At 29.5% G+C, this 25,620-nt stretch carries 24 protein-coding genes and 1 other RNA gene; 13 read left to right on the top strand and 12 right to left on the bottom strand.

The window, feature by feature from the left end; all coding sequences use genetic code 11:
• The first annotated feature begins 54 nt into the window (after positions 1–54).
• Positions 55–960 (top strand): glycosyltransferase family 2 protein, encoded by a 906-nt coding sequence (locus ACH5TX_RS04360; protein ID WP_439338316.1) that lies wholly within the window; start codon positions 55–57, stop codon positions 958–960.
• Here the strand turns inward: ACH5TX_RS04360 and ACH5TX_RS04355 are convergent.
• From ACH5TX_RS04355 to typA, 6 genes are all read right to left on the bottom strand, one after another.
• Complete coding sequence (locus ACH5TX_RS04355) at positions 936–2,015, bottom strand: glycosyltransferase (RefSeq protein ID WP_439338315.1); 1,080 nt, start codon at positions 2,013–2,015, stop codon at positions 936–938. The two genes, ACH5TX_RS04360 and ACH5TX_RS04355, sit on opposite strands and share 25 nt — an antisense overlap.
• On the bottom strand, positions 2,008–3,564 hold the full coding sequence (locus ACH5TX_RS04350) for a phosphoethanolamine transferase (RefSeq protein ID WP_439338314.1): 1,557 nt from the start codon (positions 3,562–3,564) through the stop codon (positions 2,008–2,010). The genes ACH5TX_RS04355 and ACH5TX_RS04350 overlap by 8 nt, the downstream gene beginning before the upstream one ends.
• A complete protein-coding gene (locus tag ACH5TX_RS04345) occupies positions 3,545–4,852 on the bottom strand; it encodes an oligosaccharide flippase family protein (protein ID WP_439338313.1) in 1,308 nt (435 codons plus the stop codon). The genes ACH5TX_RS04350 and ACH5TX_RS04345 overlap by 20 nt, the downstream gene beginning before the upstream one ends.
• 11 nt (positions 4,853–4,863) lie before the next feature.
• Entirely contained in the window at positions 4,864–6,168 is a 1,305-nt protein-coding gene (locus ACH5TX_RS04340; RefSeq protein WP_439338312.1) for an O-antigen translocase, read from the bottom strand.
• Positions 6,169–6,334: 166 nt separating this feature from the next.
• Positions 6,335–6,562, bottom strand: a complete 228-nt coding sequence (locus tag ACH5TX_RS04335) for a uroporphyrinogen decarboxylase (RefSeq protein WP_439338311.1) — start codon at positions 6,560–6,562, stop codon at positions 6,335–6,337.
• A 1-nt stretch (position 6,563) separates the two neighbouring features.
• Positions 6,564–8,363 carry a translational GTPase TypA gene (gene typA / locus ACH5TX_RS04330; RefSeq protein WP_439338310.1) on the bottom strand — a complete coding sequence of 600 codons (1,800 nt, stop codon included), beginning with the start codon at positions 8,361–8,363 and terminating at the stop codon, positions 6,564–6,566.
• 351 nt (positions 8,364–8,714) lie between these two features.
• Here typA and kdsA point away from each other — a divergent pair, with 351 nt between their 5' ends.
• Positions 8,715–9,533 (top strand): 3-deoxy-8-phosphooctulonate synthase, encoded by an 819-nt coding sequence (gene kdsA, locus ACH5TX_RS04325; protein WP_439338309.1) that lies wholly within the window; start codon positions 8,715–8,717, stop codon positions 9,531–9,533.
• Between the two features lie 89 nt (positions 9,534–9,622).
• Positions 9,623–10,483, top strand: coding sequence for a hypothetical protein (locus ACH5TX_RS04320; protein ID WP_439338308.1), 861 nt, complete (start codon positions 9,623–9,625; stop codon positions 10,481–10,483).
• Between the two features lie 233 nt (positions 10,484–10,716).
• Here ACH5TX_RS04320 and ACH5TX_RS04315 read toward each other — a convergent pair whose 3' ends face one another.
• The gene (locus ACH5TX_RS04315) at positions 10,717–11,106 is read right to left on the bottom strand and encodes a DUF1801 domain-containing protein (RefSeq protein WP_439338307.1); all 390 of its coding nucleotides are present in this window, start codon (positions 11,104–11,106) and stop codon (positions 10,717–10,719) included.
• An 87-nt stretch (positions 11,107–11,193) separates the two neighbouring features.
• Between ACH5TX_RS04315 and ACH5TX_RS04310 the strand changes: the two genes are divergently transcribed.
• From ACH5TX_RS04310 to ACH5TX_RS04280, 7 genes are all read left to right on the top strand, one after another.
• On the top strand, positions 11,194–11,799 hold the full coding sequence (locus ACH5TX_RS04310; RefSeq protein ID WP_439338306.1) for a hypothetical protein: 606 nt from the start codon (positions 11,194–11,196) through the stop codon (positions 11,797–11,799).
• A gap of 286 nt (positions 11,800–12,085) precedes the next feature.
• Entirely contained in the window at positions 12,086–12,379 is a 294-nt protein-coding gene (locus ACH5TX_RS04305) for a winged helix-turn-helix domain-containing protein (RefSeq protein ID WP_439338305.1), read from the top strand.
• A gap of 53 nt (positions 12,380–12,432) precedes the next feature.
• Positions 12,433–13,812 (top strand): DUF4153 domain-containing protein, encoded by a 1,380-nt coding sequence (locus ACH5TX_RS04300; protein WP_439338304.1) that lies wholly within the window; start codon positions 12,433–12,435, stop codon positions 13,810–13,812.
• Between the two features lie 384 nt (positions 13,813–14,196).
• Positions 14,197–14,826: a SanA/YdcF family protein gene (locus ACH5TX_RS04295; RefSeq protein ID WP_439338303.1), complete on the top strand. Its 630-nt coding sequence runs from the start codon at positions 14,197–14,199 to the stop codon at positions 14,824–14,826.
• Positions 14,823–15,512 carry a hypothetical protein gene (locus ACH5TX_RS04290; protein ID WP_439338302.1) on the top strand — a complete coding sequence of 230 codons (690 nt, stop codon included), beginning with the start codon at positions 14,823–14,825 and terminating at the stop codon, positions 15,510–15,512. Before ACH5TX_RS04295 ends, ACH5TX_RS04290 begins: the two co-directional genes overlap by 4 nt.
• Before the next feature lie 30 nt (positions 15,513–15,542).
• Complete coding sequence (locus tag ACH5TX_RS04285; protein ID WP_439338301.1) at positions 15,543–15,926, top strand: ribosomal maturation YjgA family protein; 384 nt, start codon at positions 15,543–15,545, stop codon at positions 15,924–15,926.
• The gene (locus tag ACH5TX_RS04280) at positions 15,914–16,585 is read left to right on the top strand and encodes a DUF1361 domain-containing protein (protein WP_439338300.1); all 672 of its coding nucleotides are present in this window, start codon (positions 15,914–15,916) and stop codon (positions 16,583–16,585) included. The genes ACH5TX_RS04285 and ACH5TX_RS04280 overlap by 13 nt, the downstream gene beginning before the upstream one ends.
• Positions 16,586–16,593: 8 nt before the next feature.
• Here the strand turns inward: ACH5TX_RS04280 and ACH5TX_RS04275 are convergent, their stop codons facing one another.
• The 3 genes from ACH5TX_RS04275 to ACH5TX_RS04265 are packed head-to-tail and all read right to left on the bottom strand — an operon-like array spanning position 16,594 to position 19,051.
• Positions 16,594–17,373 (bottom strand): SDR family NAD(P)-dependent oxidoreductase, encoded by a 780-nt coding sequence (locus ACH5TX_RS04275; protein WP_439338445.1) that lies wholly within the window; start codon positions 17,371–17,373, stop codon positions 16,594–16,596.
• Between the two features lie 33 nt (positions 17,374–17,406).
• Positions 17,407–18,609 (bottom strand): NAD(P)-dependent oxidoreductase, encoded by a 1,203-nt coding sequence (locus ACH5TX_RS04270; protein ID WP_439338299.1) that lies wholly within the window; start codon positions 18,607–18,609, stop codon positions 17,407–17,409.
• A gap of 10 nt (positions 18,610–18,619) precedes the next feature.
• Entirely contained in the window at positions 18,620–19,051 is a 432-nt protein-coding gene (locus ACH5TX_RS04265) for a DUF1801 domain-containing protein (RefSeq protein ID WP_439338298.1), read from the bottom strand.
• A gap of 263 nt (positions 19,052–19,314) precedes the next feature.
• Here ACH5TX_RS04265 and ssrA point away from each other — a divergent pair.
• Positions 19,315–19,709, top strand: a transfer-messenger RNA (tmRNA) gene (gene ssrA / locus ACH5TX_RS04260).
• 79 nt (positions 19,710–19,788) lie between these two features.
• Here ssrA and ACH5TX_RS04255 read toward each other — a convergent pair.
• Positions 19,789–22,035, bottom strand: a complete 2,247-nt coding sequence (locus tag ACH5TX_RS04255; RefSeq protein WP_439338297.1) for a glycoside hydrolase family 3 N-terminal domain-containing protein — start codon at positions 22,033–22,035, stop codon at positions 19,789–19,791.
• Positions 22,036–22,112: 77 nt separating this feature from the next.
• Positions 22,113–23,726 carry a coiled-coil domain-containing protein gene (locus ACH5TX_RS04250; RefSeq protein ID WP_439338296.1) on the bottom strand — a complete coding sequence of 538 codons (1,614 nt, stop codon included), beginning with the start codon at positions 23,724–23,726 and terminating at the stop codon, positions 22,113–22,115.
• A gap of 242 nt (positions 23,727–23,968) precedes the next feature.
• On the opposite strand from ACH5TX_RS04250, the gene ACH5TX_RS04245 reads away from it, so the two are divergent.
• Both ACH5TX_RS04245 and ACH5TX_RS04240 read left to right on the top strand, forming a co-directional pair.
• Positions 23,969–24,328, top strand: a complete 360-nt coding sequence (locus ACH5TX_RS04245; RefSeq protein ID WP_439338295.1) for a hypothetical protein — start codon at positions 23,969–23,971, stop codon at positions 24,326–24,328.
• 266 nt (positions 24,329–24,594) lie between these two features.
• Positions 24,595–25,605 carry a glycoside hydrolase family 5 protein gene (locus ACH5TX_RS04240; RefSeq protein WP_439338294.1) on the top strand — a complete coding sequence of 337 codons (1,011 nt, stop codon included), beginning with the start codon at positions 24,595–24,597 and terminating at the stop codon, positions 25,603–25,605.
• The last annotated feature ends 15 nt before the right edge of the window (positions 25,606–25,620 follow it).

Genomic DNA, 25,620 nt, shown 5'->3' with positions numbered 1-25,620 from the left:
ATTTGATTCTAAAACTTAGTCTAAGTTAAACATACAAATTTACAAAATCATTTAATGACCCCATTCATTTCCGTTGTTATTCCATTGTATAACAAAAAAAAATACATTAAAACGACAATAGAAAGTGTTTTAAACCAAACCTTTTTAGATTATGAAATTATTATAATTAACGATGGTTCAACCGATGGGAGTTATAACATAGTAAATAATATTGCAGACCCTAAAATACGTATATACTCAAACAAAAACAAAGGTTTATCCTATTCTAGGAATTACGGAATAAAAAAAGCAAAAGCGAACTATATTGCTTTTCTTGATGCTGATGATTTATGGATGGAAGATTTTTTAGAAACGATTTACAATTTAATTATCAAAAACAATAATTACAGTGTATTTGCTACAAAAGTAAAATTATTAACCCCAAACCAAACCCCCTATTTAACCAGTACTACCTTTAATATAAATCACAAAAAAGTAATAAGTAATTTTTTTAAACTTGATAAAAAAGGATTTAATTTCAGTTCTTTAGTTATAAAAAAGAGTGTTTTTAAAAAGGTTGGATACTTTGATGACACTGTCAATTATGGAGAAGAATATGATTTTTATATTAGATGTTTTAGCATTTATAATGTGATTTACTACAATGACGATAAAATTTATTACCGCACTGGATTACCAGACCAACTAACAGCTAGTAATAAAAATTTTGCACGAAAAATACCTGATTATGAAAAATATTTAAATAACAATAACATTGCTGATTTAAAAAATTTTCTTGATTTTATTCATTTTGAACTCGTTGTTCTTTTTAAAATGGAAAAGAACTATAAGCTAGTAGACTTATACAAGAAAAAAATAAACACCTCTAATCTGTCTTTAGCTAAAAAACTAAAATATTATTTACCAACAGATTTATTCTATATAATTAAACGTATCTATTGTTGGTTTTCTATAAGATGAATCCATTTTTGAATTATTGTTTCTTCAGAAAACTTATCTAAACCTTCATGCATATTTTTCTTTATCTTATTATAATAAGTTTTATTAAGCAACAATTTGTTTAATGCGATAGAAAGTTGTTCTTCATTCTGATTTTCAACTAAAACACCATTTTTATCATTTACAATAATTTCACTTGGACCACTTTTGCAATCAAAAGCAATTATTGGAGTATCTAAAGAAACCGCTTCTAATAACACCATTGGAAACCCTTCAACCTTACTTGTCAATACTAAAGCCTTTGCATTACTAATTAGTTTTTGTGGCTTTTTAGTAAATGGTAATAATTCAACAAAATCTTCTAATTGCAAATTAGATATTTGTAGTTTAAGATTTTCTTTTTCAGGCCCATCACCTAAAATAATAAGCTTAACACCTTTTTTCCATAATTCTGATGCTTGATAACTATTTAATAGTTTATCAAACTGCTTTAATTTTTTTAAACTACCAACTGCGATAATATAATTTTCATATGAAACCTCTATACTTTCTTTTGATATTAATAAATCATCTGCATTAATAAAATTATAAATAGTACTACTATTAATATCTAATTTAGATTTTAAATGTTTTCTAATTTCATTAGATACAGAAACAAAAGATTTTTTTTTGACATGTGGCAACCTAGAAAGCCAAGGCGTATTTATGAAAGAGAAATAAAACGGTAAATAATAACTATGAACGCAATACATCACATTGTGTTTTCGAAAAACTAATTTTGATAGTAATAATTCTTTAAAGAAATTTGTTCTAACTCTGTGGTCTATTATATAATCAAATTTATTTTTTTTAAAAAAAAAATTAAATTTCAAAAATGCTTTTAACTTATTATTCTCTTCTTTAACTATTCCAAAATTATATAATTCTCCCTTAAACTGATAATCAATAAAATTTGTCATTGAAACTACAGTTACAACATAACCTCTTTTTACAAAAGAAGCCGAAAGGTTAGCTACCATTTTTTCAGCTCCACCAGAACTTAAACTATCAGTAAGCAAACATATTTTTTTATTCATCTTTATCTAAAAAATGAGTTTCATAATCTATGTTATCTATAACTTTTCTTCGTCTCTCAATAAAAGAATCACTGAATATACTCCTACTAGCATCCATGTCTTTATACATAACACCAAAAAGATGCCCAATACTTTCGTAAGTATGATCAGCCATAAAAACTCTATCTGGCTTATAATCAAAATCCTTTGGAAACTCAAAGTCTGATGAAGTCCAAATAAAAAATGGAATTTCAAACATGCTTTTTGTTAGTACAGTTTCTGATCGCCCAAAAAAATCAGTATTATTATCATAAACATTTTCTCCATGATCAGACAAATAAAGTAGCGCGCTTTTATTAGTATACTTTTGTAGTTCTTTAATAAAAGAATAGACTACAAAATCATTGTAGAGAACGGCATTATCATAATTATTAAGAATCTTATCTTTCTTTATTAAATTATCACTACTTAAAAACATTTTAAATCTCGATGGATATCGATTATCATAATCAAAATGGGTACCAATTAATCTTAAAAAAACAACCTTTTTACCTTCTCTTTTTAAAACAGTTTTAAAATCAGGAAATATTACCCCATCATAACTAGTAGTTTTAACTTCTCCTTGGTGATTAAAAAATTTTAAATGGCTTGAAACTGATGCAATTGTACTAATTTGATTATCATAAAACCCTATAGGTCTTTGATTTGACAACCAATATGTCTCATACCCTGCTTTATTAAACAAATCAATAATATTAGTTGAAGTTGTTCGCTTACTAGTATTATCTATAGATGTTAGTATCTTAGGAACAGACTTTGTAGTTATGACATCAGAAGAAATAACATCATTATATATGTACAAACTATCTTTTATTGAACTTAAAAGAGGCGTAGTTTCTCTCTCATAACCATAAATCTGCATATGTTCACTTGTCGTAGACTCTCCTAAAACCACAACTAAAACCTCGTTATTAGCAGTTATTTTAATATCTTGCTTTAAAAGATTGGCGTTAAACTTCACACTATTTTGTAGCTTAAAATACCCGTAAGTGCCTCTTACTATATTATGATAGGCATTATTTTCTATTAAACCTGTTAATTTCAAAATAACAAGTACACCAATAGATACAAAAGTGGTTACAAGTATCTTTTTTGGTAAGTTAATTTTAAACTTTACTTTTCTAATAATAAAAAATAAAGCAATCATTAAAATAATGAAAAAGATAATAGTAGTACTTATATAAGATGCTCCAAATTCACTTAACTCTCCTTTATTAGACTCTATAAGAAGGTACATATAAGAAGATGAAAAATTAGAAGAAACAGCCATATAGGAGCTCGTTTCTAAGACAAAATATAGTATATATATAAAACAGATTAAAGTATTAAAAAAATGTCTTTTAAAAACATTACTACAAAACAAAACCCCCATTAATAAACAAAACAGCAAGTCTTCTTTAATTTCTCCATCTTCAATATAACTTAATTCTGAAAATGAATATATAAATATATACTTAAAAATAAATGGTAATAAAAAAATTATAAAATTTTTATATTGTTTGAACTTCATTGTTTAAATATTTATTACGGTTATAAAATATAAAAAAACATACAGCTATTATGTACAATAAAGTGCTTACAATATAAGCATAAAAAACACCTTTTAAACTAAATATTTGAAGTAGATAAATACTACTCAAATAAAATGATATATATAATATAGCATCTGAAATAAAATAAGATACTACCATTTTTTTTGCATGAAACTGATAGGCAAAAGAGAAGGCAATAATTTTAATAAAATCTCCTATTAATTGTAAATAGAAAAACTGCTCTATTGTTTTAAATTCATAGGTTAAAAAGAGTTTTATTAATAAAACCCTAAAAATAAATATCCCAAAAAACAAAACAATTACAAATGGTATTAAATACTTAAAATAAGATTTCATAATTATATTATACCCTTTAACCGTTTTATTAGAAGCCAATAAAGGCAGTAAGTATAATGTAAGCAATGAAGAAAAAAATACCATATAGAAGCTAGAAATCTTATTCATAGCTTCCCATAAACCAGCAGTAGCTGTATCTAAATTTACAATTATACTATTTCTAATAAACAAATAGGTAAAACTAATTAAAATAGTAGAGTATGTTGCCATTGCTAAATACACTGAAATAGACCTCAAGAATTTTATAGATATCCTATTAAAATTCTTAATAGATTCTAAAAAAATAGTTTTTACCTCTTTTATAAATAAACTAGCAACCAAAGTTAAAACAGGAACGATTATACTTGCCATTAAAGCTCCATTTAACCCCAAATAATATACAAGTAAAATTGTAACAATAGCATTAAAGAAGTTAGATATACTAATAAGTAATGTATAAATCTTAAACTTTTGTAATCCGTTAATTATATAAACAATTAAAAAGTTTAAGGATATTAAAGGCAACAAAACCCCTAAGTACTTAAAAACAACCCCTAATGATTCATCTTTTAAAATAGTTAATGAAAAGTAATTTGAAAAGAAAAAAAAACTAATACCAATAACTATCGAAATGAAAACACTTAATGTAAAAGCTGAAATTGTTATTACATGCAATTGTTTTTTATTTTGCTTATTTTCTGCTATATATTTAATTAACCCGCTTTCAAAACCACTTGCAGATACCCCTAAAACACCTTGAAGAATATTCTTTAAATTTCCAACAATAGCATACCCAGAAGGCCCTAAATATATCGCACTAACTTTCGATACGATAAATGAACTAATTAACTTTCCTAAAACAATTATTCCATTAAAAGAAAAAACTTTAAAAAACGTATTACTTAGTATTTTTTTTAAAAATTCTTTCAAACCACTATTTTCTATTTTACACTATTCTCACTATCAACTCCAAAAAGGGAACTTCCAAATATAAGTAAGATAATAGCATAATACATTACATAACTAACAAAATGACCGATTACAGCGCCTTTTGCACTATCAAATAAATCGATAAAGTAAATACTTGTAGTATATAAAATTATGATTAGAAAAGCCTCTGTTAAAATATAATGCCAAAACATTTTTTTTGCTAAAAACTGATAGGCTATAACGGTAGATAAAACTTTAACAAAATCTCCTAACAACTGCCATAAAAATAAATCTTCAACAGGTTTAAACTCATCCGTAAAAATCAAACTGACAATTAATGATCTTAACAAATATATTAGCAATAACCCAATAATTAATACTGGAATTATCGTTTTATAAAAACTAAACACCTCTTTCCGAAACTCTTTAACTGTATCTATTTCTGAAAACCTTGGTAAAATATATAATGCCATTAAAGAGCTAACTAACATTAAATAATATTTTGACACTCTTGTTATAGCTTCCCAAAATCCAGCATCTTTATAGCTAACACTTTCAATAATATGCATTCTTATAGCAATGGCTATAATAGGCAGTAAAACAGCAGTAAAAAGAGCCATAAGCGAATACGAGCTCATTCTTTTCAAAAAGCTTATACTAATATTAACTTTTATCAAAGGCACCAAAGAACGTCTATTAATAATCCCTACTAAGGTTATTAAAAATATTAATGATTCTGCAATTACAACAGATATCAATGCGCCTTCAATTGCTTTTTGATAAATTAAGAGTAGAGCAACCGATACACTTAATATTTGCCCTATTATATTTATAATGATAAGTATCTTATACTTTGAAAAGCCATTCATTATTGAAAATGAAAACATATTTAAAGCATAGAAAGGCAAAACAATCGCAAATACTTTAATAACATATGCATAATTATTATAGGAAGGAAATATTAAATCATTAATTAAATCGGCATTAAAATAGCAGAAAAAAGACACTATAATAGTTGATATAAAACCAACATAAAACACTGTAGATATTACTTTACTAAGACCTAAAGTATTATCCTTAAAATCTGAAACATATTTTACAAGGCCATTATAAAAACCAAGTGTAGAAATTGTTTGAAAAGAGCTTACAAAATTTTGTAAATTCCCTATTAAAGCAAGTCCAACAGGACCAATAAAAACAGCGATGGCTTTTGAAGTTAACAATCCTGCAATTAATCTAGTTAACACAGAAGCTGTTTGCAACGATGTAACTTTAATTAAAACGTTTTTATTTATATAATCTATTAATTTTTTCAATTAATATTTATTTTACTTGTTGTTATAAGAGACTTGAAAGAGTAAATATTTAATATTAACGAAGTATAAAATATTTTATTCTTTTAAAGAGGTTCAAATATACAAAATCATTTTACGGATATTTACAAATTCTGTTTTAAGTAGGAATTTAACCCCTGAAACCATACTATTTTTTCAACAAATAATATAAGTTAATACTAAATATAGCAAAATTTGTAATGATGATAGGCTTTGAAATAGGCGTTAATAAAAGTCCATAAAACACAAATAGTAAACATCCAAAGGAGTTTACTATTCGCAATTTATTAACTGATTTCATTAAGAATGATATTAAAACAATTGCCGTAGCAATATATCCAACCCATTCTACCCAGGAAATTCCTAAGAATTCCATTTTATATTGTTTTGTTACGTTTTCTATCTACTTCTGTTAACCAAATTTTACGTAAACGTAAAAAGTTTGGTGTTACCTCAACATATTCATCTTTTTGTATGTATTCTAAAGCTTCTTCTAAAGAAAACTTAATTGCTGGAACAATTTTAGCTTTATCATCTGCACCAGAAGAACGTACGTTACTTAATTTTTTTGTTTTGGTTACATTAACCGTCATATCATCACCACGAGAATTCTCGCCAATAACTTGGCCTTCATAAATATCTTCTCCTGGATCTACAAAAAACTTACCTCTATCTTGTAATTTATCAATAGAATAAGGAATAGCTTGTCCTTTTTCCATCGACACTAAAGAACCATTTTGTCTTTCTGGAATACCTCCTTTTAATGGTTGGTATTCTTTAAAACGGTGAGCCATAATAGCCTCACCAGCAGTAGCTGTTAACAATTGGTTACGCAAACCTATAATACCACGAGATGGTACAATAAATTCACAAACCATACGATCGCCTTTAGCTTCCATACTTAGCATTTCACCTTTTCGTAAAGTCACCATTTCTATAGCTTTACCAGAAACAGTTTCTGGCAAATCGATAGTCATTTCTTCAACAGGTTCACATTTAACACCATCTACTTCTTTAATAATAACTTGAGGTTGCCCAATTTGAAGCTCGTAACCTTCACGACGCATCGTTTCAATTAAAACAGATAAGTGTAATACACCACGACCAAAAACCATAAACTTATCAGCACTATCGGTTTCTTCAACTCTTAGCGCTAAATTCTTTTCTAGCTCTTTCGTTAAACGATCTTTAATATGACGAGATGTTACAAACTTTCCGTCTTTACCAAAGAAAGGCGAATCGTTAATAGTAAATAACATACTCATTGTTGGCTCATCAATGGCAATAGTTTTTAAACCTTCTGGATTCTCAAAATCGGCTACTGTATCTCCAATTTCAAATCCCTCAAGACCAACAATAGCACAAATATCTCCTGTTTGAACTTCATCTACTTTTATACGTCCAAGTCCTTCAAAAATATGAAGTTCTTTAATTTTATTCTTAACAATAGAACCATCACGCTTAACTAATGAAATATTTTGTCCAGCTTTTAACTCTCCTCTTGTTAAACGTCCAATTGCTATACGACCTGTAAAACTAGAAAAGTCTAAAGATGTAATTAGCATTTGTGTATTCCCTTCTGGTAATTTAGGTTCTGGCACATGTTCGATAACCATATCTAATAATGGCTCAATGTTTTCCGTTTCATTTTTCCAATCATCACTCATCCAGTTGTTCTTTGCAGAACCATAAACCGTTGGAAAATCTAATTGCCATTCTTCAGCACCTAGTTCGAACATTAAATCGAATACTTTTTCATGTACTTCATCAGGTGTACAGTTTTCCTTATCCACCTTATTAACAACCACACATGGTTTTAAACCTAAATCAATCGCTTTTTGTAATACAAAACGCGTTTGTGGCATTGGTCCTTCAAAAGCATCTACTAATAATAAAACACCATCAGCCATATTTAAAACACGCTCAACCTCACCTCCAAAATCGGCGTGACCTGGTGTGTCAATAATATTTATTTTCGTGTCTTTATAAACAACAGATACATTTTTAGATGTAATAGTTATTCCTCTTTCACGCTCTAAATCGTTGTTATCTAGAATTAAATCACCTGTATTTTGGTTCTCCCTAAATAATTGACAGTGATACATAATCTTATCAACCAAAGTAGTCTTACCGTGATCTACGTGTGCAATAATTGCAATATTTTTAATAGTAGCCATAATTATAGTGCCTTATTTTAAGCGTGCAAAGGTAACTATAAATTATTGGATTAATAATATATTTAATTTTATTTAAACATTACCATTTATAGCTATTACAATTCATACAAATATTAAACCTAAATTACTCAAAAACAAAGAGTAACCCTTTACCTACTCATCTCTTATTAACTAAATATTCATAAATGCAACCATTTATACAAACACGCTCTTCAAAGAGGTTAAACAAACCACTCTACTAATAATTACTATAGTGTCAATATTTTTAACAAATTCAATTAACTTTTGAAACTAAAAATAATTCGGCATAAGTTGTACCTTTGCTGCCTAAATTTGTAGAAACAAAACCTTATGAATCTTCAAGACATCCCTAAAATAAAACACATCAATTCAAACAACTTCTTTTTATTATGTGGCCCATGCGCTATTGAAGGCGAAGACATGGCATTACGAATTGCCGAAAAAGTAGTTACTATTACTAATAAATTAGAAATTCCTTATATTTTTAAAGGCAGTTTTAAAAAAGCAAACCGTAGTAGAATTGATAGTTTTACAGGCATTGGAGACGAAAAAGCATTAGAAATTTTAGCTAAAGTTTCTGAAACTTTTGATATTCCTACAGTAACCGATATTCACGATGTTACTGATGCTGCAAAAGCTGCTCAATATGTAGATGTGTTACAAATCCCAGCTTTTTTAGTGCGTCAAACCGATTTGGTAGTTGCCGCAGCCAAAACAGGTAAAGTGGTTAATTTAAAAAAAGGGCAATTTATGAGTCCGGAAGCTATGAAGCATGCCGTACAAAAAGTAAAAGATGCTGGTAGCGATAAAGCTTGGATAACCGATAGAGGTTCTATGTTTGGATACCAAGATATGATTGTAGATTTTCGTGGCATTCCAACCATGCGTCAATATGCACCAACCGTTTTAGATGTTACACATTCACTGCAACAACCCAATCAAACAGCTGGTGTTACAGGTGGTAGACCAGATATGATTGAAACTATTGCTAGAGCTGGTATTGTAAATAATGTAGATGGTTTATTTATAGAAACTCATTTCGATCCTGCAAACGCAAAAAGTGATGGTGCCAATATGCTACACCTAGACAATTTAGAACAATTACTTTCTAATTTAGTAACCATCAAAAAAACTATAAACTCACTTTAAAAAAATTAAAAACTAGATTATTTACCCCTTTTCTTTAAGGAATGATTATTTACATCGTCAAATAGCATTTCACAATCAAAATTAAAACAATGAAATCACCCCTATTAAAACCTATTACATTATTACTACTATTAATCTCAAGCATAAACACTTTTGCTCAAGAAACTGAAGACATAAAATATACCGCTTCAAACAAAGGAAAATTCTTTGTAAGCTGGGGTGGTAATAGAGAATCTTTTTCAAGATCAGATATACATTTTAAAGGAGAAGATTATAATTTCACTATTAAAGATGCTTCGGCGCACGACAAACCTAAAGGTTGGCATATAGATTATATTAACCCAACAAGAATAACAATTCCGCAAACCAATGTAAAAATTGGTTATTTTATTTCAGATAAATATACTGTTTCACTTGGTGTAGACCACATGAAATATGTTATGAATAGAAATAGAACCCAAACTGTTGATGGCTACATTAATTTACCGGCTACCGAAGCTGGCGCTATTTATAATGGCACCTACAACAATCAAGAATTCTTAGTTTCTGAGGATTTTTTAAAATTTGAACACACCAACGGTTTAAATTATGTGTATGCAGAATTTTCAAGATACGATGATATTTCTAAATTGTTTAATTTACCTAACACCGATAAATTTCAAATAAATATTACCGAAGGTGTTGCTGGCGGTATTTTATACCCAAAAACCAATACAACACTTTTACAAAAAGATCGCTATGACGAATTTCATTTAGCAGGTTACGGCGTATCTCTACACGCAGGTTTAAACTTCACTTTCTTTAAACACTTTTTCATGCAACTAGACATGAAAGGCGGTTACATTAATATGCCAGATATTAGAACCACAAGTAATACAGCCGAAAGTGCTTCGCAACATTTCATGTATTTACAACGTGTCATAGCTTTTGGAGGCATATTCAGAATTTAAAAAAAGTTTTTTCATGGTGGGTTTTTAAATTTGAAATTAAAAAGAAAACAGTCAATGGCTGTTAGATAGTTTAGAACAATTTAAAAACCGCGCTTTCCACTATATCTTTTTTTGCCATATATGGCAGCAAAAAAAGGATGCCGTATCAATCGCTCCCACACAAATCTGCCAACATTAATTTTAAACCAAAATATAGCTTATTTGTTAGCTTAAGAGCTGTAAAAACCTCGTTATTATTTAACATCATCAATAAACCAAGCTCTCTTACTTTTATTAAGCAAAGCTGAAGCTGCGTGTAATAATGCAACAAAGTTTTCTTGATCTAAATCTTCTAACATTCTTAATTGAATCGATCGCACTTGTTTGCGTTTATTATCATTTTTTAAAATAGGAAAATCATTTTCAAGTAAAATACCTTGTACAAAAGCAACATCAACATAATGCTTACCTTTTAAAATGTTTAAATAAATCATAGGCTTTTTACCAATATTATAAAACGGAATTTTATAACTGTACCGTTCCTCAACTTCTGGAAGCGTACTTAAAATAACACTTCTAACATAAAGCATGATAGATTGAAATGGCTCTTTTTGATTTAAAAAATAATCTTCTACAGGTTTCACTAATCTATTTTTATTTCAAACTTAACAAAAATTTATGATGCGTAATTGGAAAATAATTATTTACTTTGTAATTCAAAGTACTTTTACATGGAATCAAAAGATTATTTAAAAGACCTCAACGAGATTAAAGATTTAATGAATAAATCATCTCGTTTTATTTCACTTAGTGGCTTATCTGGAATACTTGCTGGTGTTTATGCGCTTATTGGAGCAGGTTTTGCTTATTGGTTAGTAATGAATTACAGTTACGGCACTTTAAAACTTGATGGTAAAATATTTCGACTAGTTATGCTAGACTTAGGTCTTGTTGCTTTTTTTAGTATCGTAACAGGCATTATATTAACCACAAGAAAAGCTAAAAAAAACAATGCTAAAATGTGGGATGCCACTTCAAAAAGATTAGTGCTAAACTTTTTAATTCCTTTAGTTGCAGGAGGTTTGTATATCTTAATTATTTTAAGCAACGGAAAGTATGGACAAACAGGAGGTTTAATGCTTATCTTTTATGGGCTAGCTTTAGTAAATGCATCAAAATACAGCATCGGCGATATTCGTTATTTAGGTTATATTGAAATTATATTAGGTCTTGTAGCTACGTTATTACCTGGTTACGGATTTTGGCTTTGGGTTTTAGGTTTTGGAATCATGCATATAATTTATGGTACTTGGATGCATTTAAAATATGATAGATAACTTATGGATAATCTGTATTGGTATTTAATGAGTTTAGGATTTTATATTGCTATATTTAGTATTCCAACATCACTATCATACTTTTCATTTAAACTTTTAGAAAAATTAACTAATAATGAAAAACTATATTTATTAGCACTATTACCTGCTTTAGTATTTGGATATATTATTAATGCAACAAGTCTTATATATTGGGGAATTCAATTAACAATATTGATATATTTAGTTTTTATAATTAGAAAAAGTTTATTAAAAAAAAGATTCCAGCCTTCGCAGGAATGACAAAATGAGCATCATAACCAACATAAATAAAGTATTCGATCACCGTATTAGATTAGGCATTATGTCTATTTTGATGGTAAATGAGTATGCCGATTTTAATATGCTGAAAGAATTATTAGGTGTTACCGATGGTAATTTAGCAAGCCATACTAAAGCTCTTGAAAAATCGGAATACATAAAAGTTGAGAAACAATTTATTGGCAGAAAGCCAAATACCCGCTACTCTACCACAACACTTGGTAAAGCAGAATTTAAAAAGCATATTAACGCACTCGAAAAATTAATAAACAAACAATAACTATTTTTTTACTCACTTACTTTGAAATTCAAAGTACTTTTAAATATTTAACCATGAAGAAAATATCACTAATTATCGGAGCGCTTTTATTTAGCACTCTCTTTTACAAACAAGACATTGGCTTAAACATGTCCTTATTTAGTTTAATCACAATTATTGTCTTAGCTATTTATAATACAAAAGCATTTAAACAAAAAAGGACTATTGCTTTTTGTATTCTATACCTAATTACTGCTTTTGCAATTTTTCTATACAAATCGAACCTTTCTATTATTGCTAATTGTGTTGCCTTTTTCACTTTAATAGGTCATGTGTCAGAACATCATTCTTCCATATACATAAATTGGATAAATGGCTTGTATACTTTTATTGCAGGTTATTTCCATCGTAATTTTAATACTGTTATAGAAGAAGAAAAAGCTGAACCAAAAAAAAGGGTAGATTATGTGCATTGGATAAAAATTATTGGAATTCCTGTAACTGTAATCATCATTTTTATTTCACTTTACAAAAATGGGAACCCCATGTTCAATGACATCATTTCTAAAATTGATTTTAGTTTCATTAATTTTCAATGGTTACTACTAGCATCATTAGGTTATTATTTATTATACAACATATCAACCCCTATTCAAATAGATCCTGCAACAGAAATTGACTTAAAAACAGGTAACATTTTAACTAAAAAAAGTGATTTTTTAATTGAAGTTGTAAAAAAAGAAAATCAATTAGCACTCATATTAATCGTTCTTTTAAATATTCTTATCCTATTCTTTCTTATTACAGACATCACCTATTTAATTTCAACAAATGATTTTAGAGCCTCTTCTTTTTCGTCACAAGTTCATAACGGTATTAATGCGCTTATTGCTTCTATTATAATTGCCATCGTCATTATACTTTACTTTTTTAGAGGTAACTTAAATTTTTACAAAGACAATAAAAACCTTAAAATGGTAGCTTATATCTGGATTATACTAAACGCCATTCTTGTTATAAACATAGTAATTAAAGACTGCCAATACATTTATTACTTTGGTCTTACATACAAACGTATTGGTGTTTTAGTTTATTTACTGCTTACAATAATTGGATTAACCACTACTGCTATTAAAGTTAATCAAATTAAAAATTTCTGGTATTTACTTAGAATAAATACACTAACGGTTTTTACAATTTTAATAGTGTCTTGTGCTATTAATTGGGATAGCTACATTACAACTTACAACCTTTATTATGCGCAGTCTATGGATTTTAAATACTTAATAGACCTTTCAAACAACAACACTTTTATACTTAAAAATTATTCAGACGCTCTTCAATTAAAAGGAGACAAAAAACATCAAATAGATAAAAAGCATATAAAGTATATCTCTGAATTAAAAAACAATAATTGGCAAGAAGTACACTTTGATAATTTTAAAATAAAATAAAATAAAATCGATGAATATATCATCTACGATTATGAAAGCATCAGGGTTATCCATGTTATTATTTTGGACAATTATCCTCTCAAAGCCAACAAGTGTTGATGTTTCTCTATTTATTCTTCTATCTATAATACCTATAAGTATATGCTGCGCCTTAACTATCTGTCTTACAATTGCTCCATTTTTTTGGTCGAAAAAAAAGTCTACAACTTTTAAAACTATTTACAAAAGATATTTTCCTTTTTACACCATTGGCTTATTTAGCTTATGCCTTTATGGTATTATTGAATCAAACTTTAATATTTATGCATTAGCATTTTTTGCATCGGCCTTTTTCACCTCTTTAAAATCCTGGAATTGGCTTATAAAACCTAAAACAATAACAAAATGAAATATTTAAAAAAATTGAGACTACCAATTGTTTTCATAATCGCTTATGTGCTAATTGTAAATTCGTATATAACATTTAAGGCTAAAAACTCTATTTATGATTCGGTATCAACAATCCCAATAAACAGAGTTGGTTTAATTTTAGGTGCTGGTAAATTTACTTCTAACGGACGTATAAATTTGTATTATAAATACAGGTTAGAAGCCGCTGTATCATTATACAAATCTTGTAAAATTGAATACATACTCATTAGCGGAGATAATAGCAGAAAAGATTACGATGAACCTACCGATTTCAAAAACGATTTAATAACTAAAGGCATTCCTGAAAATAAAATCTATTTAGACTATGCTGGATTTAGAACCTTAGATTCTGTAGTACGAGCTAAAGAAATTTTTGGATTAGATTCTATAACAATCATCTCTCAGAAATTTCATAACGAACGTGCTATATACCTAGCCAACCATTTTTATATAGATGCCATTGCTTTTAACGCAAAAGACATAAGTGGCAGATACGGCTTTAAAACAAAACTCCGTGAATATATAGCTAGAACAAAAGCTTCATTAGATATTCTTTTTAATGTAGAACCAAAGTTTCTAGGTAAAAAAATAGATATTATATGAACCTAAAAATCAACAACATCCATAAGTACTTCACAATTTGGTGGACTCCTTTGGTTACTTACTTTTTTATATATGGAATTTTTATTCTTGGCTGTGTTTTACAAAGAGATTGGGTTATTGATTTATTCTTATATCTTTTTTTTATCAATATTTTCGGAACAATAATTTCTAGTATTGTCCAAATCACAATTAAGAAATGGTACTATATAATCTTTCAAATAGGGATTACTATTTTATTGTTTTCTCATGTCTCAATTATTTTTATGTTCTCTCCACCAGATTATTATGGTGTTCATAAAGAAATCCCTAACAATATAGAAATTTATGAACCCGTTAATAAAACACCTATAGAAAGTGATTTTGATAATTATGACTTAATCCTATCTGGTTGGGGAGGAAGTTATGGCTATTGTACTGATTTCAAACCTACAAAAAAAGGTGAATTCTATATAAAAGCTTTTGAAATAACCTCAAACGATAGGTTATCTGAAAAAAGAATTAAAGAAAGTTCTAAAATAAAAGTTGACAATATAGATTATAAAATACGTTCTGGTCATTTTACAATTTACGAAGGCTCTTGGGGATATAAATATGCATGTAGAATTGAATTATGGTTTCAACCAAATAATGATAAAGAATTCAAAGTAACTGAAAGAAATTATATTGTTGAAGGCTGGATGAGATAGAATTAAAAATTTAACTAAGAGAATAAATACATGAACCTAAAAATCAACAAAACATATCTAATAATTACCATACTACTTTTTATTACGGAAGTATTAATAGCTATGTATTTAAAACGCGGTTTCATTCGGCATACATTCGGCGATTTTTTAGTGGTAATATTTATTTATTGCTTCTTTAAAAGTTTTATTCCAAACAATCATTTTAAGATTGCTATGTGTGTTTTAGCTTTTGCTTTTTTAATTGAGTTTTTACAATTAATCAACATTCTAGAAATGCTCAATCTCCAAAACAATCATTTAATAAAATTAGTGTTTGGAAGTACATTTCAAATTTCCGATTTAGTGGCTTATACCTTAGGCTCAATAACAATTTTAGCTATTGAATATAAAATTTACAAACTATGGATTACATAAAACAACTCATCTTAAATCGATTTAAAATATTCGCTTTAATCAGCATTTCCATGCTTTTAAGTATTGTTTTACTTATGATACGAATGAAATTAACACATTCCTTTTTCTACTTGTTTTTAGTCTGGAATTTGTTTTTAGCAGTCATTCCCTTTGCCATAACAAGCTATTTAGCAAGTTCCCCAAAGCTCAATAAAATAGGTTTTGTATTATCGTTTGGTGTGTGGCTGCTTTTTTTACCAAATGCACCTTACATTATTACAGATTTAATGCATTTAAGATTAAACAGAGATTCCTTTTTGTGGTTAGACATTTTGGTTGTCAGTGCTTTTGCTTTTAACGGCTTACTACTTTTCTACCTCTCTTTAGTTGATATGAAAAACCAATTAAAAAGTTATTTAAATTTAAATGCATCTTTTATCAATTACACCATAACAGGCATTCTCTTTTTATCTGCATTTGGTGTGTATTTAGGGCGTTTTCTTCGTTACAACTCATGGGAATTATTAAGTAATCCCAAATATCTATTTGTTGATATTATAAATATTGCTATAAAACCTATAGAAAACAAAGACGTTTGGTTGTTTACTATGCTATTCGGTACTTTTTTGAGTGTTGGTTTTTGGGGTTTTAAAACACTTACTAATTTAAAAACAGACTAGAATGGTTACTAATCCGCTCTATTTTTTGCTTGAATTTTTCTAACAATACTGGTCGCCGCATTTCTAGTCATAAACCGAGGTAAAGTCGCTAAAAATTTATTAAAACCACCAGGTATAGCATATGCTTTACCATTTTTCATGGCTTTATAGCCATAAAAAGCAACTTCTTTTGCGCAAGCCATATTGAAAGTTATTTTATTCTTACAAGTGTTTTCAGAAACAGTTTCTTGAAACGATGTTTTTGTTGGCCCTGGGCATAAAGCGGTTACGGTAACGCCTGTACCTCTAAGTTCATTTGCGATAGCTTCAGAAAAAGACAACATATAACCTTTTGATGCGTAATAAATAGACATTAAAGGCCCTGGTTGAAAGGCTGCTAAAGACGACATATTTAAAATTCGTCCAGAACCTCTTTTAATCATGCCTTCTAATACCAGTTTTGTTAAATGGGTAGTTGTTAAAATATGTACATGTAACATGGCCGATTCTCTTTTCCAATCGGTATCAGCAAACGAACCAAACAAGCCAAAGCCGGCGTTATTTATTAATACATCTATGGGCGTATTATCTACATCGTCTATAATGTCTTGAGCGACATTGGGTAAACTCAAGTCTTTAGTTAAGGTAATAACCTCAACGTTAAATTCTTTTGCTATTTGTGTTTTAGAACTTTCTAAATTTTCTTCATCGACATCTACCAATATTAATTTATAGTCATCTTTTGCTAATAAAAGTGCTAACTCATAACCTAATCCTGATGCTGCTCCTGTTACTAAGGCTGTTTTAATAATAAATCTGATTTTTTAATTATTACAAAAATATTAATTTCCATCCACATAACCCTGTAAATACGAAAACCGTTCGGTCAATTTTCCGTTTTCGGTCATTTTTGCACGTTGTAAAACACCATCGGCATCATTATTAAAAAATGCAGGAATAACATGCTGCAAAAACATCTCTCCAAAACCTTCACTGGCATCTTGCGGAAGCTCACATGGTAAATTATCGACAGCCATAACCGTTATAGCCTTTTCGTCTTTAAAATCTATTTCGGTTTCGGTTTGTGGATTATACCCATAAATAGGATCTGCAATGGTTGATGCACGAAGTGTTGTAGCTACAGGTCCATCGACATCACAACTAATATCGGCTACTACTTTAATATTGAAATCGGATGACTTTACATCCTGTCTAGTGAATAAATATGGAGCACCATCGCCATAAAAATGGCCTGCAATATAATAATCGGTTACTTTAGCAAAGCGCATGAAATTTGATTCGTAATCTTGAGGGTTATTGAAAAAATCGAAATTATCAATCACTTTTCCGTCTTTGCGTTTATTATAATCTAACACATCAATTTTACAATATACAGGTTGGTTAAATGTGGTATTTAAATACTCGTTAACCGAAACGCTTTTAATGTTCATGGCATCCAACATTTCTTGAGATCCGTTTGATACTTTTCCGCTTCCTGTTAGCAATATTTTTATGTTTGAAAGTTCTAACTTATTTAGCTCGTTTATTAACGCTTGTTGATTTGGTAACGGACCTGCTTTTGGTAAATTCCAAGTATTATATTTTAATCCCCAAGCTCGAAACCCGTTATAAGCACCAACGATACCCGCATAACGTCCGAAACCTATTAATCGGAATCCTTTTTCGTTAACGATAGTTTCATGGTCGTAAAGTTCTATATTTTTATCTAAAATAGCTTGCAACAACTTTCTATTATAAGGTTGCTTTTTTATAGTATGAGAAAAGAAAAAATATTTTTTATTCGGAATAAGAGCGTCAATTAGCACTTCCTTAACGCCTATCATAACATCGCAATCGGAAACATTTTCTGTAACTTCAAATCCTGCGTCTTGATAAGTTTTATCTGAAAACACTCTAATATCTGATGATTCTACTTTAAATGTAGCATCTGGAAATTGTTTTTTTGCTTCTGCTAATTTTGATGGTGAGAATACCACACGACGATCTGGTGGATTTTTACGTTCTTTTATAATTGCGAATTTCATACTTCGTTATTTATGCGCCCATTAAAGGCAAATGTTTTCTTTTATAATATGTTAATGCGAGTAACAGACAATGTTTTAATTCTTTTTCTGGAATTTTATCGTCTAACCTAAAAATGATAGCTCTATTGCCTTCAAATTTAAAGTCATTTTTATAGATGGTTTTATAGGTTGATACTAATCTTGATGTGCACTGAAAATATAGAGCATATTGTTCTGGATTTTTTTCTTTCCAATCCATTCTTATAGTACTTCCGTGTTTTGCTATATAACTAGGTTCTCCCCATTTTAGTGTTTCTTCTAGTTTGTCAAGTCCTTCAATTTTTGATGCTGTTTCTAAAACCAAATTACGAAGATAAAGCATTTGCTTTTTTACCTGCTTTGGATACTTATTAAAAACGGTTGCAACTTTTGGGTTACTTATTAACTCTAAATTATCACTCATTTTGTCACACTACTTTACATTGGTATAAATTTTGAACTAAATGTACTAGTTTTGAAGTGGTATACAAAGTTTTTTGATAACTTTGCTGCCCGCGTTAAGTATGGAGGCATTGTTGAAGCTCTCCCGATTTTTTTATCGGGAAGCGACTGCCGAGAGCCTGACCCGATAGGGTAACGCCCTAACAAGCTTAATTGATGAGTTCCCTAAACAAGTTCGGGATTAATTCAATTACGTAAATTAGAAATTTACTATTTCATTAAATTGGGGTCGACTGGTTTTGACAGCGAGATTAATTGAACGGTAAGCACGTCGTGTAATGGCATTGAAACACGTTAAAGGCTAGACCAAATTTTAAACGGCGAGAATAACTACGCTTTAGCTGCATAATCTGAATTATAGTAAGATTAGCCTAGGTACACAAGGTGTACAAGCTTTATGTCTCCAGAAAGCCTTGGTTAACGGCGTTCTATTTTGAGGCATCGTAAATGTTAACATAGATTGGGTAGTGCTTTGTTGCCCTTTTGAAACTAAAGAAGATAAGTTATTAGTGGGTTGTCTTTAACCAGCTTTTAATCGAAAACCCAAGAAAAGAATAAACGTGTAGAAAGCTCTTTGGTTACTTGTTTGGACGAGAGTTCGATTCTCTCCGACTCCACAAAAAAGCCACATAAAAAATTTATGTGGCTTTTTTATGTTTTACAAATCTAAAAACAAGATAAAAAAACATCTTTAATTATTTACTTTTTTAAATAAAATGTACTTTCTAAGCCTGAAGCCGAATGTGGCCCTATCCAAATCTTAAAATCACCTTCTTCTGCTGCATGTATCATTTTACTATTAGTAAATTTTAAATCTTCTGAAGATATTGTAAATATAACATCTTTGGATTCTCCAACTTTTAAAGATACATGCTGAAATTTTTTCAATTCTTTTACAGGTCTTGTAATACTTCCAACAACATCATTTATATAAAGTTGTACTACTTCTTTCCCATCACGGTTTCCCGTATTGGTAATAGTCATATTCACTTTTAAATCTTCATTAAAATGTATTGTATCTTTTGAAACTTGAATGTTTTCATATTTATAATGAGTATAACTTAAACCGAATCCAAAAGGAAATTGAGGTGTAAACCCAATATCTAAATAATGAGAATCGTTTCCTAAAGAACTTTGCCATACACCTACTGGAATATCGTACATACTTACATAATCATCGGCATTTGCGGGTCTCCCTGTGTTTTTATGATTATAAAAATAAGGTAATTGACCAGCTGTTCTTGGCCATGAAACAGGTAAACGGCCTTGAGGTTCTGATACACCAAAAATAACATCATGCAAAGCGTCTCCTCCCATAGTACCTGGATGCCACGCCATTAATACAGCATCTACATCGTTAATAATATTTGAAATAGTTATAGGTCTTCCCGCCATAATTACCAACACAATTGGCTTGCCTGTTTTAGCTAATTCTTTTATTAAATCTTCTTGGGCTCCTGGCAAATCGATGTTTGCTCTACTATGTGCTTCACCAGATAGTATAGCTTCTTCTCCTGCGAAAAACAAAATAACATCAGATTTTTTAGCATTTTCTATGGCTTTTAAAAACCCTTTTTTAGATAGATCTCTACTAAAAGTTAATCCTGGAGTATAATTAAAATTGATATTGTTTTTATTAAATGCATTAACTGGAGTTACTGTATGCGTCTTATCGCCATCGAAAGTCCAAGTACCCATTTGCTCTAAAGGCGCATCGGATAATGGGCCAATTACAGCAATTTTAGTAGTTTTTGATAATGGTAAAATATTTTCATTCTTTAATAAAACCGTACTTTTAATAGCTGCATTTTTAGCTTCATCTAGATGTTCTTTTTTATAAAAAACATCTGTATTGTTTTTATCTCTATAAGGAGCATCAAACAATCCTAACCTTAATTTAACTCTTAAAATGTTTTTTACAAATTCATCTAATTGAGCTTCTGTAAATTTGCCTTCTAATATCAAATCTTTTAAATGGTTTTCATAAGCCTTACTCGTCATTTCCATATCTAATCCGGCATTTGCAGCCAGTTCTCCTGCATGTTTTTCATCTGATGCAAATCCATGATTTATCATTTCTATAACCGAATCCCAATCACTAACCACAAAGCCATCAAACTTAAACTCATCTCTCAAAACCTGTTTTAATAGAAACTCATTTCCTGTAGCCGGTATACCATTAATTTCGTTAAAAGAAGTCATTACTGTTGCTACACCAGCGTCTAAAGTCGATTTAAACGGAGGCAAGTATACATTACGCAATAAAGGTTCTGAAATAACTGTTGTATTATAATCTCTCCCTCCAATAGCTGCTCCATATCCTAAATAATGTTTTGCACAGGCTGCGATACTTGTTGGATTACTTAGAGAATCGCCTTGAAATCCTTTAACATAAGCTTTCCCTAAAATAGATGCTAGGTAAGGATCTTCTCCTGGAGACTCCGCTATTCTCCCCCAACGGCTATCTCTAGCAATATCTAACATGGGTGCAAACGTCCAACGAATACCAACCGAACTTGCTTCAATTGCTGCTATTCTTGATAAGGATTCAACAACTTGTTCATCCCAAGAAGATGCTAAAGCTAAAGGGATAGGAAATATAGTTTTAAAACCATGAATGACATCTCTACCAAAAATTAAAGGAATTTTATTGGGGCTTTCTTCTATAGCTATTTTTTGTAATTCATCAACAAAATCTGTATTCATAACATTTAGTAAGGCTCCTACTTTGCCCTCTCTAACTTCTTGCTTAAGTTCTGCTGACAAGGTTTTAGCTCTACTTGATGTACCTCGTAAATTGGTTTGACCAATTTTTTCATCTAAGGTCATTTTTGACAATACATTATTGATGTAATATTCTTCTTGGTTAATTTTATCTTCTAATCCTTTATTTTCTGAACAACTTAAAACAATAAAAACCAATAAAACTAACAAAGAATATTTCATAATTTATTTTAATTAATTGTTTAAAAAAGATTAAATATATTTTAAACCTTTTATTTTTCAATAAGCACTTAACAGAATTAATCAATACACTTCAACTTATCCATAAAGAATTCTTTATATTCTATATCAATAATGGTTGTAGAATCCTCTGTACCTTTTAAACGAATTGATTTAATTGGAGACTCTTTTAGTTTAGCTATTTGTGACGCTGATAAGTTAGCCTTAAAACTAAAATTTCCACAATCCATATCCCAAGAATGGTAAAAATTAATCGATAAATTATTTTCAAGAATTACTTTCACACTAGATCTATTTCTAGGCAAATAACTAGCACATCCTAAATCTTCATTTAAATTAAAAAACACACATTCTTTTTGCCCATATTTATACAACTCAACAGTTAGGTTTTTATTAAGTTGATATAACTCAGTTCTTATATATACTTTTTTATAGAAATCATCATATTCGTCAATTACATAATGACATGTAGAACGAAATTCAGCTCTTTCTAATCTTAACTTTTCTTCTTTTTCTTTTTCAATTAAATCAACTTTCGCTAGTTCTAACTGTTTTTTTTCAGCTTCACTTGCTCTAACTATTGAATCTTGTATTCTTTTGTCTCTAATCTCATTCAACATTTTTTTTCCACGAACTTCTATTGCCAATTGTCTTTTATTTATGACTTTTACATGAGCTATAGAATCTTGTCGCTTCTGCTCTCTTAATGCTGCTGCTCGTTTTCTTGCTTGCTCCTGTGCCTCTAATTGCCTCTGCTTTAATGCTTTTACTTGTGCTATGGAATCTTGTCGTTTCTGTTCTCTTAATGCTGCTGCTTGTTTTCTTGCTTGTTCTTGGGCTTCTAATTGTTTCTGCTCTAATGCTTTTACATGAGCTATGGAATCTTGTCGCTTCTGCTCTCTTAATACTGCTACTTGTTTTCTTGCTTGTTCCTGTGCCTCTAATTGCTTTTGCTTTAATGCTTTTACTTGAGCTATGGAATCTTGTCGCTTCTGCTCTCTTAATACTGCTGCTTGTTTTCTTGCTTGTTCTTGAGCATCAAGTTGTTTCTGTTCTAATACTTTTACATGAGCTATGGAATCTTGTCGCTTCTGCTCTCTTAATGCTGCGGCTTGTTTTCTTGCTTGCTCTTGGGCATCAAGTTGTTTCTGTTCTAATGCTTTTACATGAGCTATGGAATCTTGTCGCTTCTGCTCTCTTAATGCTGCGGCTTGTTTTCTTGCTAGTTCTTGGGCTTCTAATTGTTTCTGTTCTAATGCTTTTACTTGTGCTATGGAATCTTGTCTTTTCTTTTCTATTGCTTCTAGAGATTCTTTATTTACTATTTCATATATTTTTTTCTTTCTCTCTGTTTCAGAAGCAATAAGTTTAGCTCGTTCTTTTTCTTGAAAATCATAGTACAAATCTATCATTTCCTCATTAACTAATAAATCGTCAATGGTAACAAGCCCTTCCCAATCTTTAAACTTTATTTTATAATTATCCCTACCTAAATAGTCAACAACTATACACTTTTGATTCTCTTTAAATTCAGCTAAAGGATCTGTTAACTGATTTACTTTTTTATTTAAATTTTTATATAAACTTCCGTCTTGAGAAAACTGTGTAGGTATACTTATTTCTTGTGAAAACAAGCTTAAAGAAAATAAAAGGAAACAAAAATACTTTACCATGATTATACTATTATAAGGAAATTGGGGCAATCAATTCTATTATGAAATATCAAATTTAAAAATTTCTATTTGGTTATCATATTTGAATAGCACCTTTTATTATACTACATAATGCATAGATAATCATTTTATCGTAATGATATAGTATTAACTCTATAAACAAACTATTATAAAGATTAATATTCTGGTTATAAAATTCTCATTTATTTTTTAAGTATTTTTGATTTTATTCATTACAAACTATGACCATTCAAGATTTAGTCGGAACATATAATATTATTGGAAGCAATCAAGATGCTTTAGAAAACACATACAAAGGTACTCTTGATCTAGTTCTTGATGAAAATAATAGAATAAAAGCAAAATGGCTTATAAATAATGAGCATGTGCAATTAGGAACTGGCTTTTTTAAGAATAACATTCTTGTTATAAATTTTAATTACAAAGACGTAGAAAACAACACCTACAAAGGTGTTGTGGTTTATAAATGTATTTCTAAAGATATTTTAGAAGGCTTTTGGTCTGAAAAACACGGGAACCCACTTTTTCTTGGAGAAGAAAATTGTTTTCGGGTTAACAATAAAGAGCTGATGCTTGATTGAAAAAAGTCCATTATTAAATAATTGAAGTCAATCTGATTAACATATTATTGATTTACAGCATTTTTCAACAATTATTACTTACCTATTTTTAGTGATAATCTGCCTAAGACAAAAGCTTTCACTTTACTAAAGGACCAAATATTTCGTTTAAAATGATATACAATATTGTCATTTTTAGTTAGTATTTATCCATTTTTTAATATTTATTTCCTAATGTATTATTAATCTAATAAATTGCTTAGTAAAACATGCCTATATATTGAATTATGAAAAATATTAAAAGACGTTTTATTTTAGGAGTCTGTTTCTTATTTGTGACTCTTAGTTTTTCACAAAACAAACTTGACCGAATATCGGTTAACTCAAACAATTTTATAATAGAAAATGGAGAAACCATAATATTTAGAGGTTTAAACACTAGTGATCCCGATAAATTAGAAATCGAAGGCCATTGGAATAAATCGTACTTTAAACAGATTAAAAAATGGGGAGCTAACATTGTTCGATTTCCTGTACATCCTACCGCTTGGACTAAACGCGGTGAAGACAACTATTTAAAACTTCTAGACAAAGGTATAAAATGGGCAACTCAACTAAACCTATATGTTATTATAGATTGGCATAGTATAGGTAATTTACAAACAGAAATGTATCAGCACGAGCGATACAATACCACTTTAAAAGAAACCTATGACTTTTGGGACATCATTTCCAAAAAATATGGAAAAAACACCACAGTCGCTTTTTACGAGTTATTCAACGAGCCTACAACCTATAATAATACTTTAGGAACTGCTAGTTGGGAAACATGGAAAGAAATGAATGAAAAAATGATCGCTATTATTAGAAATAATGGTGGAGAAGGTATTCCTTTAATTGCTGGGTTTAATTGGGCTTACGACTTAACACCTGTTATTAACAACCCTATCAAGGCTAAAGATATTGCCTATGTAAGTCATCCTTATCCTGAAAAAAGAGAAAAACCATGGGAGCAACAATGGACAACAGACTGGGGTTTTGTAAAAGAAAAACATCCTTTAATACTTACAGAAATTGGTTTTTGTGGTCCTGAAGACCCAGGAGCTCACAATCCTGTAATAAGTGATGAATCTTATGGTGATGCTATTACCAACTATTCCGACGAAAAAGAGATCTCTTATATTGTATGGGTTTTTGATCCTGAATGGGCTCCAAGATTATTTAAAGATTGGAAATACACCCCGTCTAGACATGGAAAATATTTTAAGAAAAAACTTCAAAGTTACAAATACAACTAATGTCATTTCTGGATT

The sequence above is a fragment of the Thalassobellus citreus genome, assembly GCF_044385915.1.
GTDB classification, from domain to species: Bacteria; Bacteroidota; Bacteroidia; order Flavobacteriales; family Flavobacteriaceae; genus Thalassobellus; species Thalassobellus citreus.
This window is presented reverse-complemented; position numbering and strand designations above follow the sequence as displayed.

What these genes read in the sequence shown, in the direction of transcription:
- ACH5TX_RS04300 (WP_439338304.1), top strand. Translation starts at nt 12,433, where the DNA reads ATGAAGAAAATATCACTAATTATCGGAGCGCTTTTATTTAGCACTCTC.
- ACH5TX_RS04290 (WP_439338302.1), top strand. Translation starts at nt 14,823, where the DNA reads ATGAACCTAAAAATCAACAACATCCATAAGTACTTCACAATTTGGTGG.
- ACH5TX_RS04240 (WP_439338294.1), top strand. Translation starts at nt 24,595, where the DNA reads ATGAAAAATATTAAAAGACGTTTTATTTTAGGAGTCTGTTTCTTATTT.
- ACH5TX_RS04270 (WP_439338299.1), bottom strand. Translation starts at nt 18,609, where the DNA reads ATGAAATTCGCAATTATAAAAGAACGTAAAAATCCACCAGATCGTCGT.
- ACH5TX_RS04310 (WP_439338306.1), top strand. Translation starts at nt 11,194, where the DNA reads ATGGAATCAAAAGATTATTTAAAAGACCTCAACGAGATTAAAGATTTA.
- ACH5TX_RS04285 (WP_439338301.1), top strand. Translation starts at nt 15,543, where the DNA reads ATGAACCTAAAAATCAACAAAACATATCTAATAATTACCATACTACTT.
- ACH5TX_RS04360 (WP_439338316.1), top strand. Translation starts at nt 55, where the DNA reads ATGACCCCATTCATTTCCGTTGTTATTCCATTGTATAACAAAAAAAAA.
- ACH5TX_RS04265 (WP_439338298.1), bottom strand. Translation starts at nt 19,051, where the DNA reads ATGAGTGATAATTTAGAGTTAATAAGTAACCCAAAAGTTGCAACCGTT.
- kdsA (WP_439338309.1), top strand. Translation starts at nt 8,715, where the DNA reads ATGAATCTTCAAGACATCCCTAAAATAAAACACATCAATTCAAACAAC.
- ACH5TX_RS04305 (WP_439338305.1), top strand. Translation starts at nt 12,086, where the DNA reads ATGAGCATCATAACCAACATAAATAAAGTATTCGATCACCGTATTAGA.
- ACH5TX_RS04320 (WP_439338308.1), top strand. Translation starts at nt 9,623, where the DNA reads ATGAAATCACCCCTATTAAAACCTATTACATTATTACTACTATTAATC.
- ACH5TX_RS04355 (WP_439338315.1), bottom strand. Translation starts at nt 2,015, where the DNA reads ATGAATAAAAAAATATGTTTGCTTACTGATAGTTTAAGTTCTGGTGGA.
- ACH5TX_RS04335 (WP_439338311.1), bottom strand. Translation starts at nt 6,562, where the DNA reads ATGGAATTCTTAGGAATTTCCTGGGTAGAATGGGTTGGATATATTGCT.
- typA (WP_439338310.1), bottom strand. Translation starts at nt 8,363, where the DNA reads ATGGCTACTATTAAAAATATTGCAATTATTGCACACGTAGATCACGGT.
- ACH5TX_RS04250 (WP_439338296.1), bottom strand. Translation starts at nt 23,726, where the DNA reads ATGGTAAAGTATTTTTGTTTCCTTTTATTTTCTTTAAGCTTGTTTTCA.
- ACH5TX_RS04255 (WP_439338297.1), bottom strand. Translation starts at nt 22,035, where the DNA reads ATGAAATATTCTTTGTTAGTTTTATTGGTTTTTATTGTTTTAAGTTGT.
- ACH5TX_RS04280 (WP_439338300.1), top strand. Translation starts at nt 15,914, where the DNA reads ATGGATTACATAAAACAACTCATCTTAAATCGATTTAAAATATTCGCT.
- ACH5TX_RS04245 (WP_439338295.1), top strand. Translation starts at nt 23,969, where the DNA reads ATGACCATTCAAGATTTAGTCGGAACATATAATATTATTGGAAGCAAT.
- ACH5TX_RS04295 (WP_439338303.1), top strand. Translation starts at nt 14,197, where the DNA reads ATGAAATATTTAAAAAAATTGAGACTACCAATTGTTTTCATAATCGCT.
- ACH5TX_RS04350 (WP_439338314.1), bottom strand. Translation starts at nt 3,564, where the DNA reads ATGAAGTTCAAACAATATAAAAATTTTATAATTTTTTTATTACCATTT.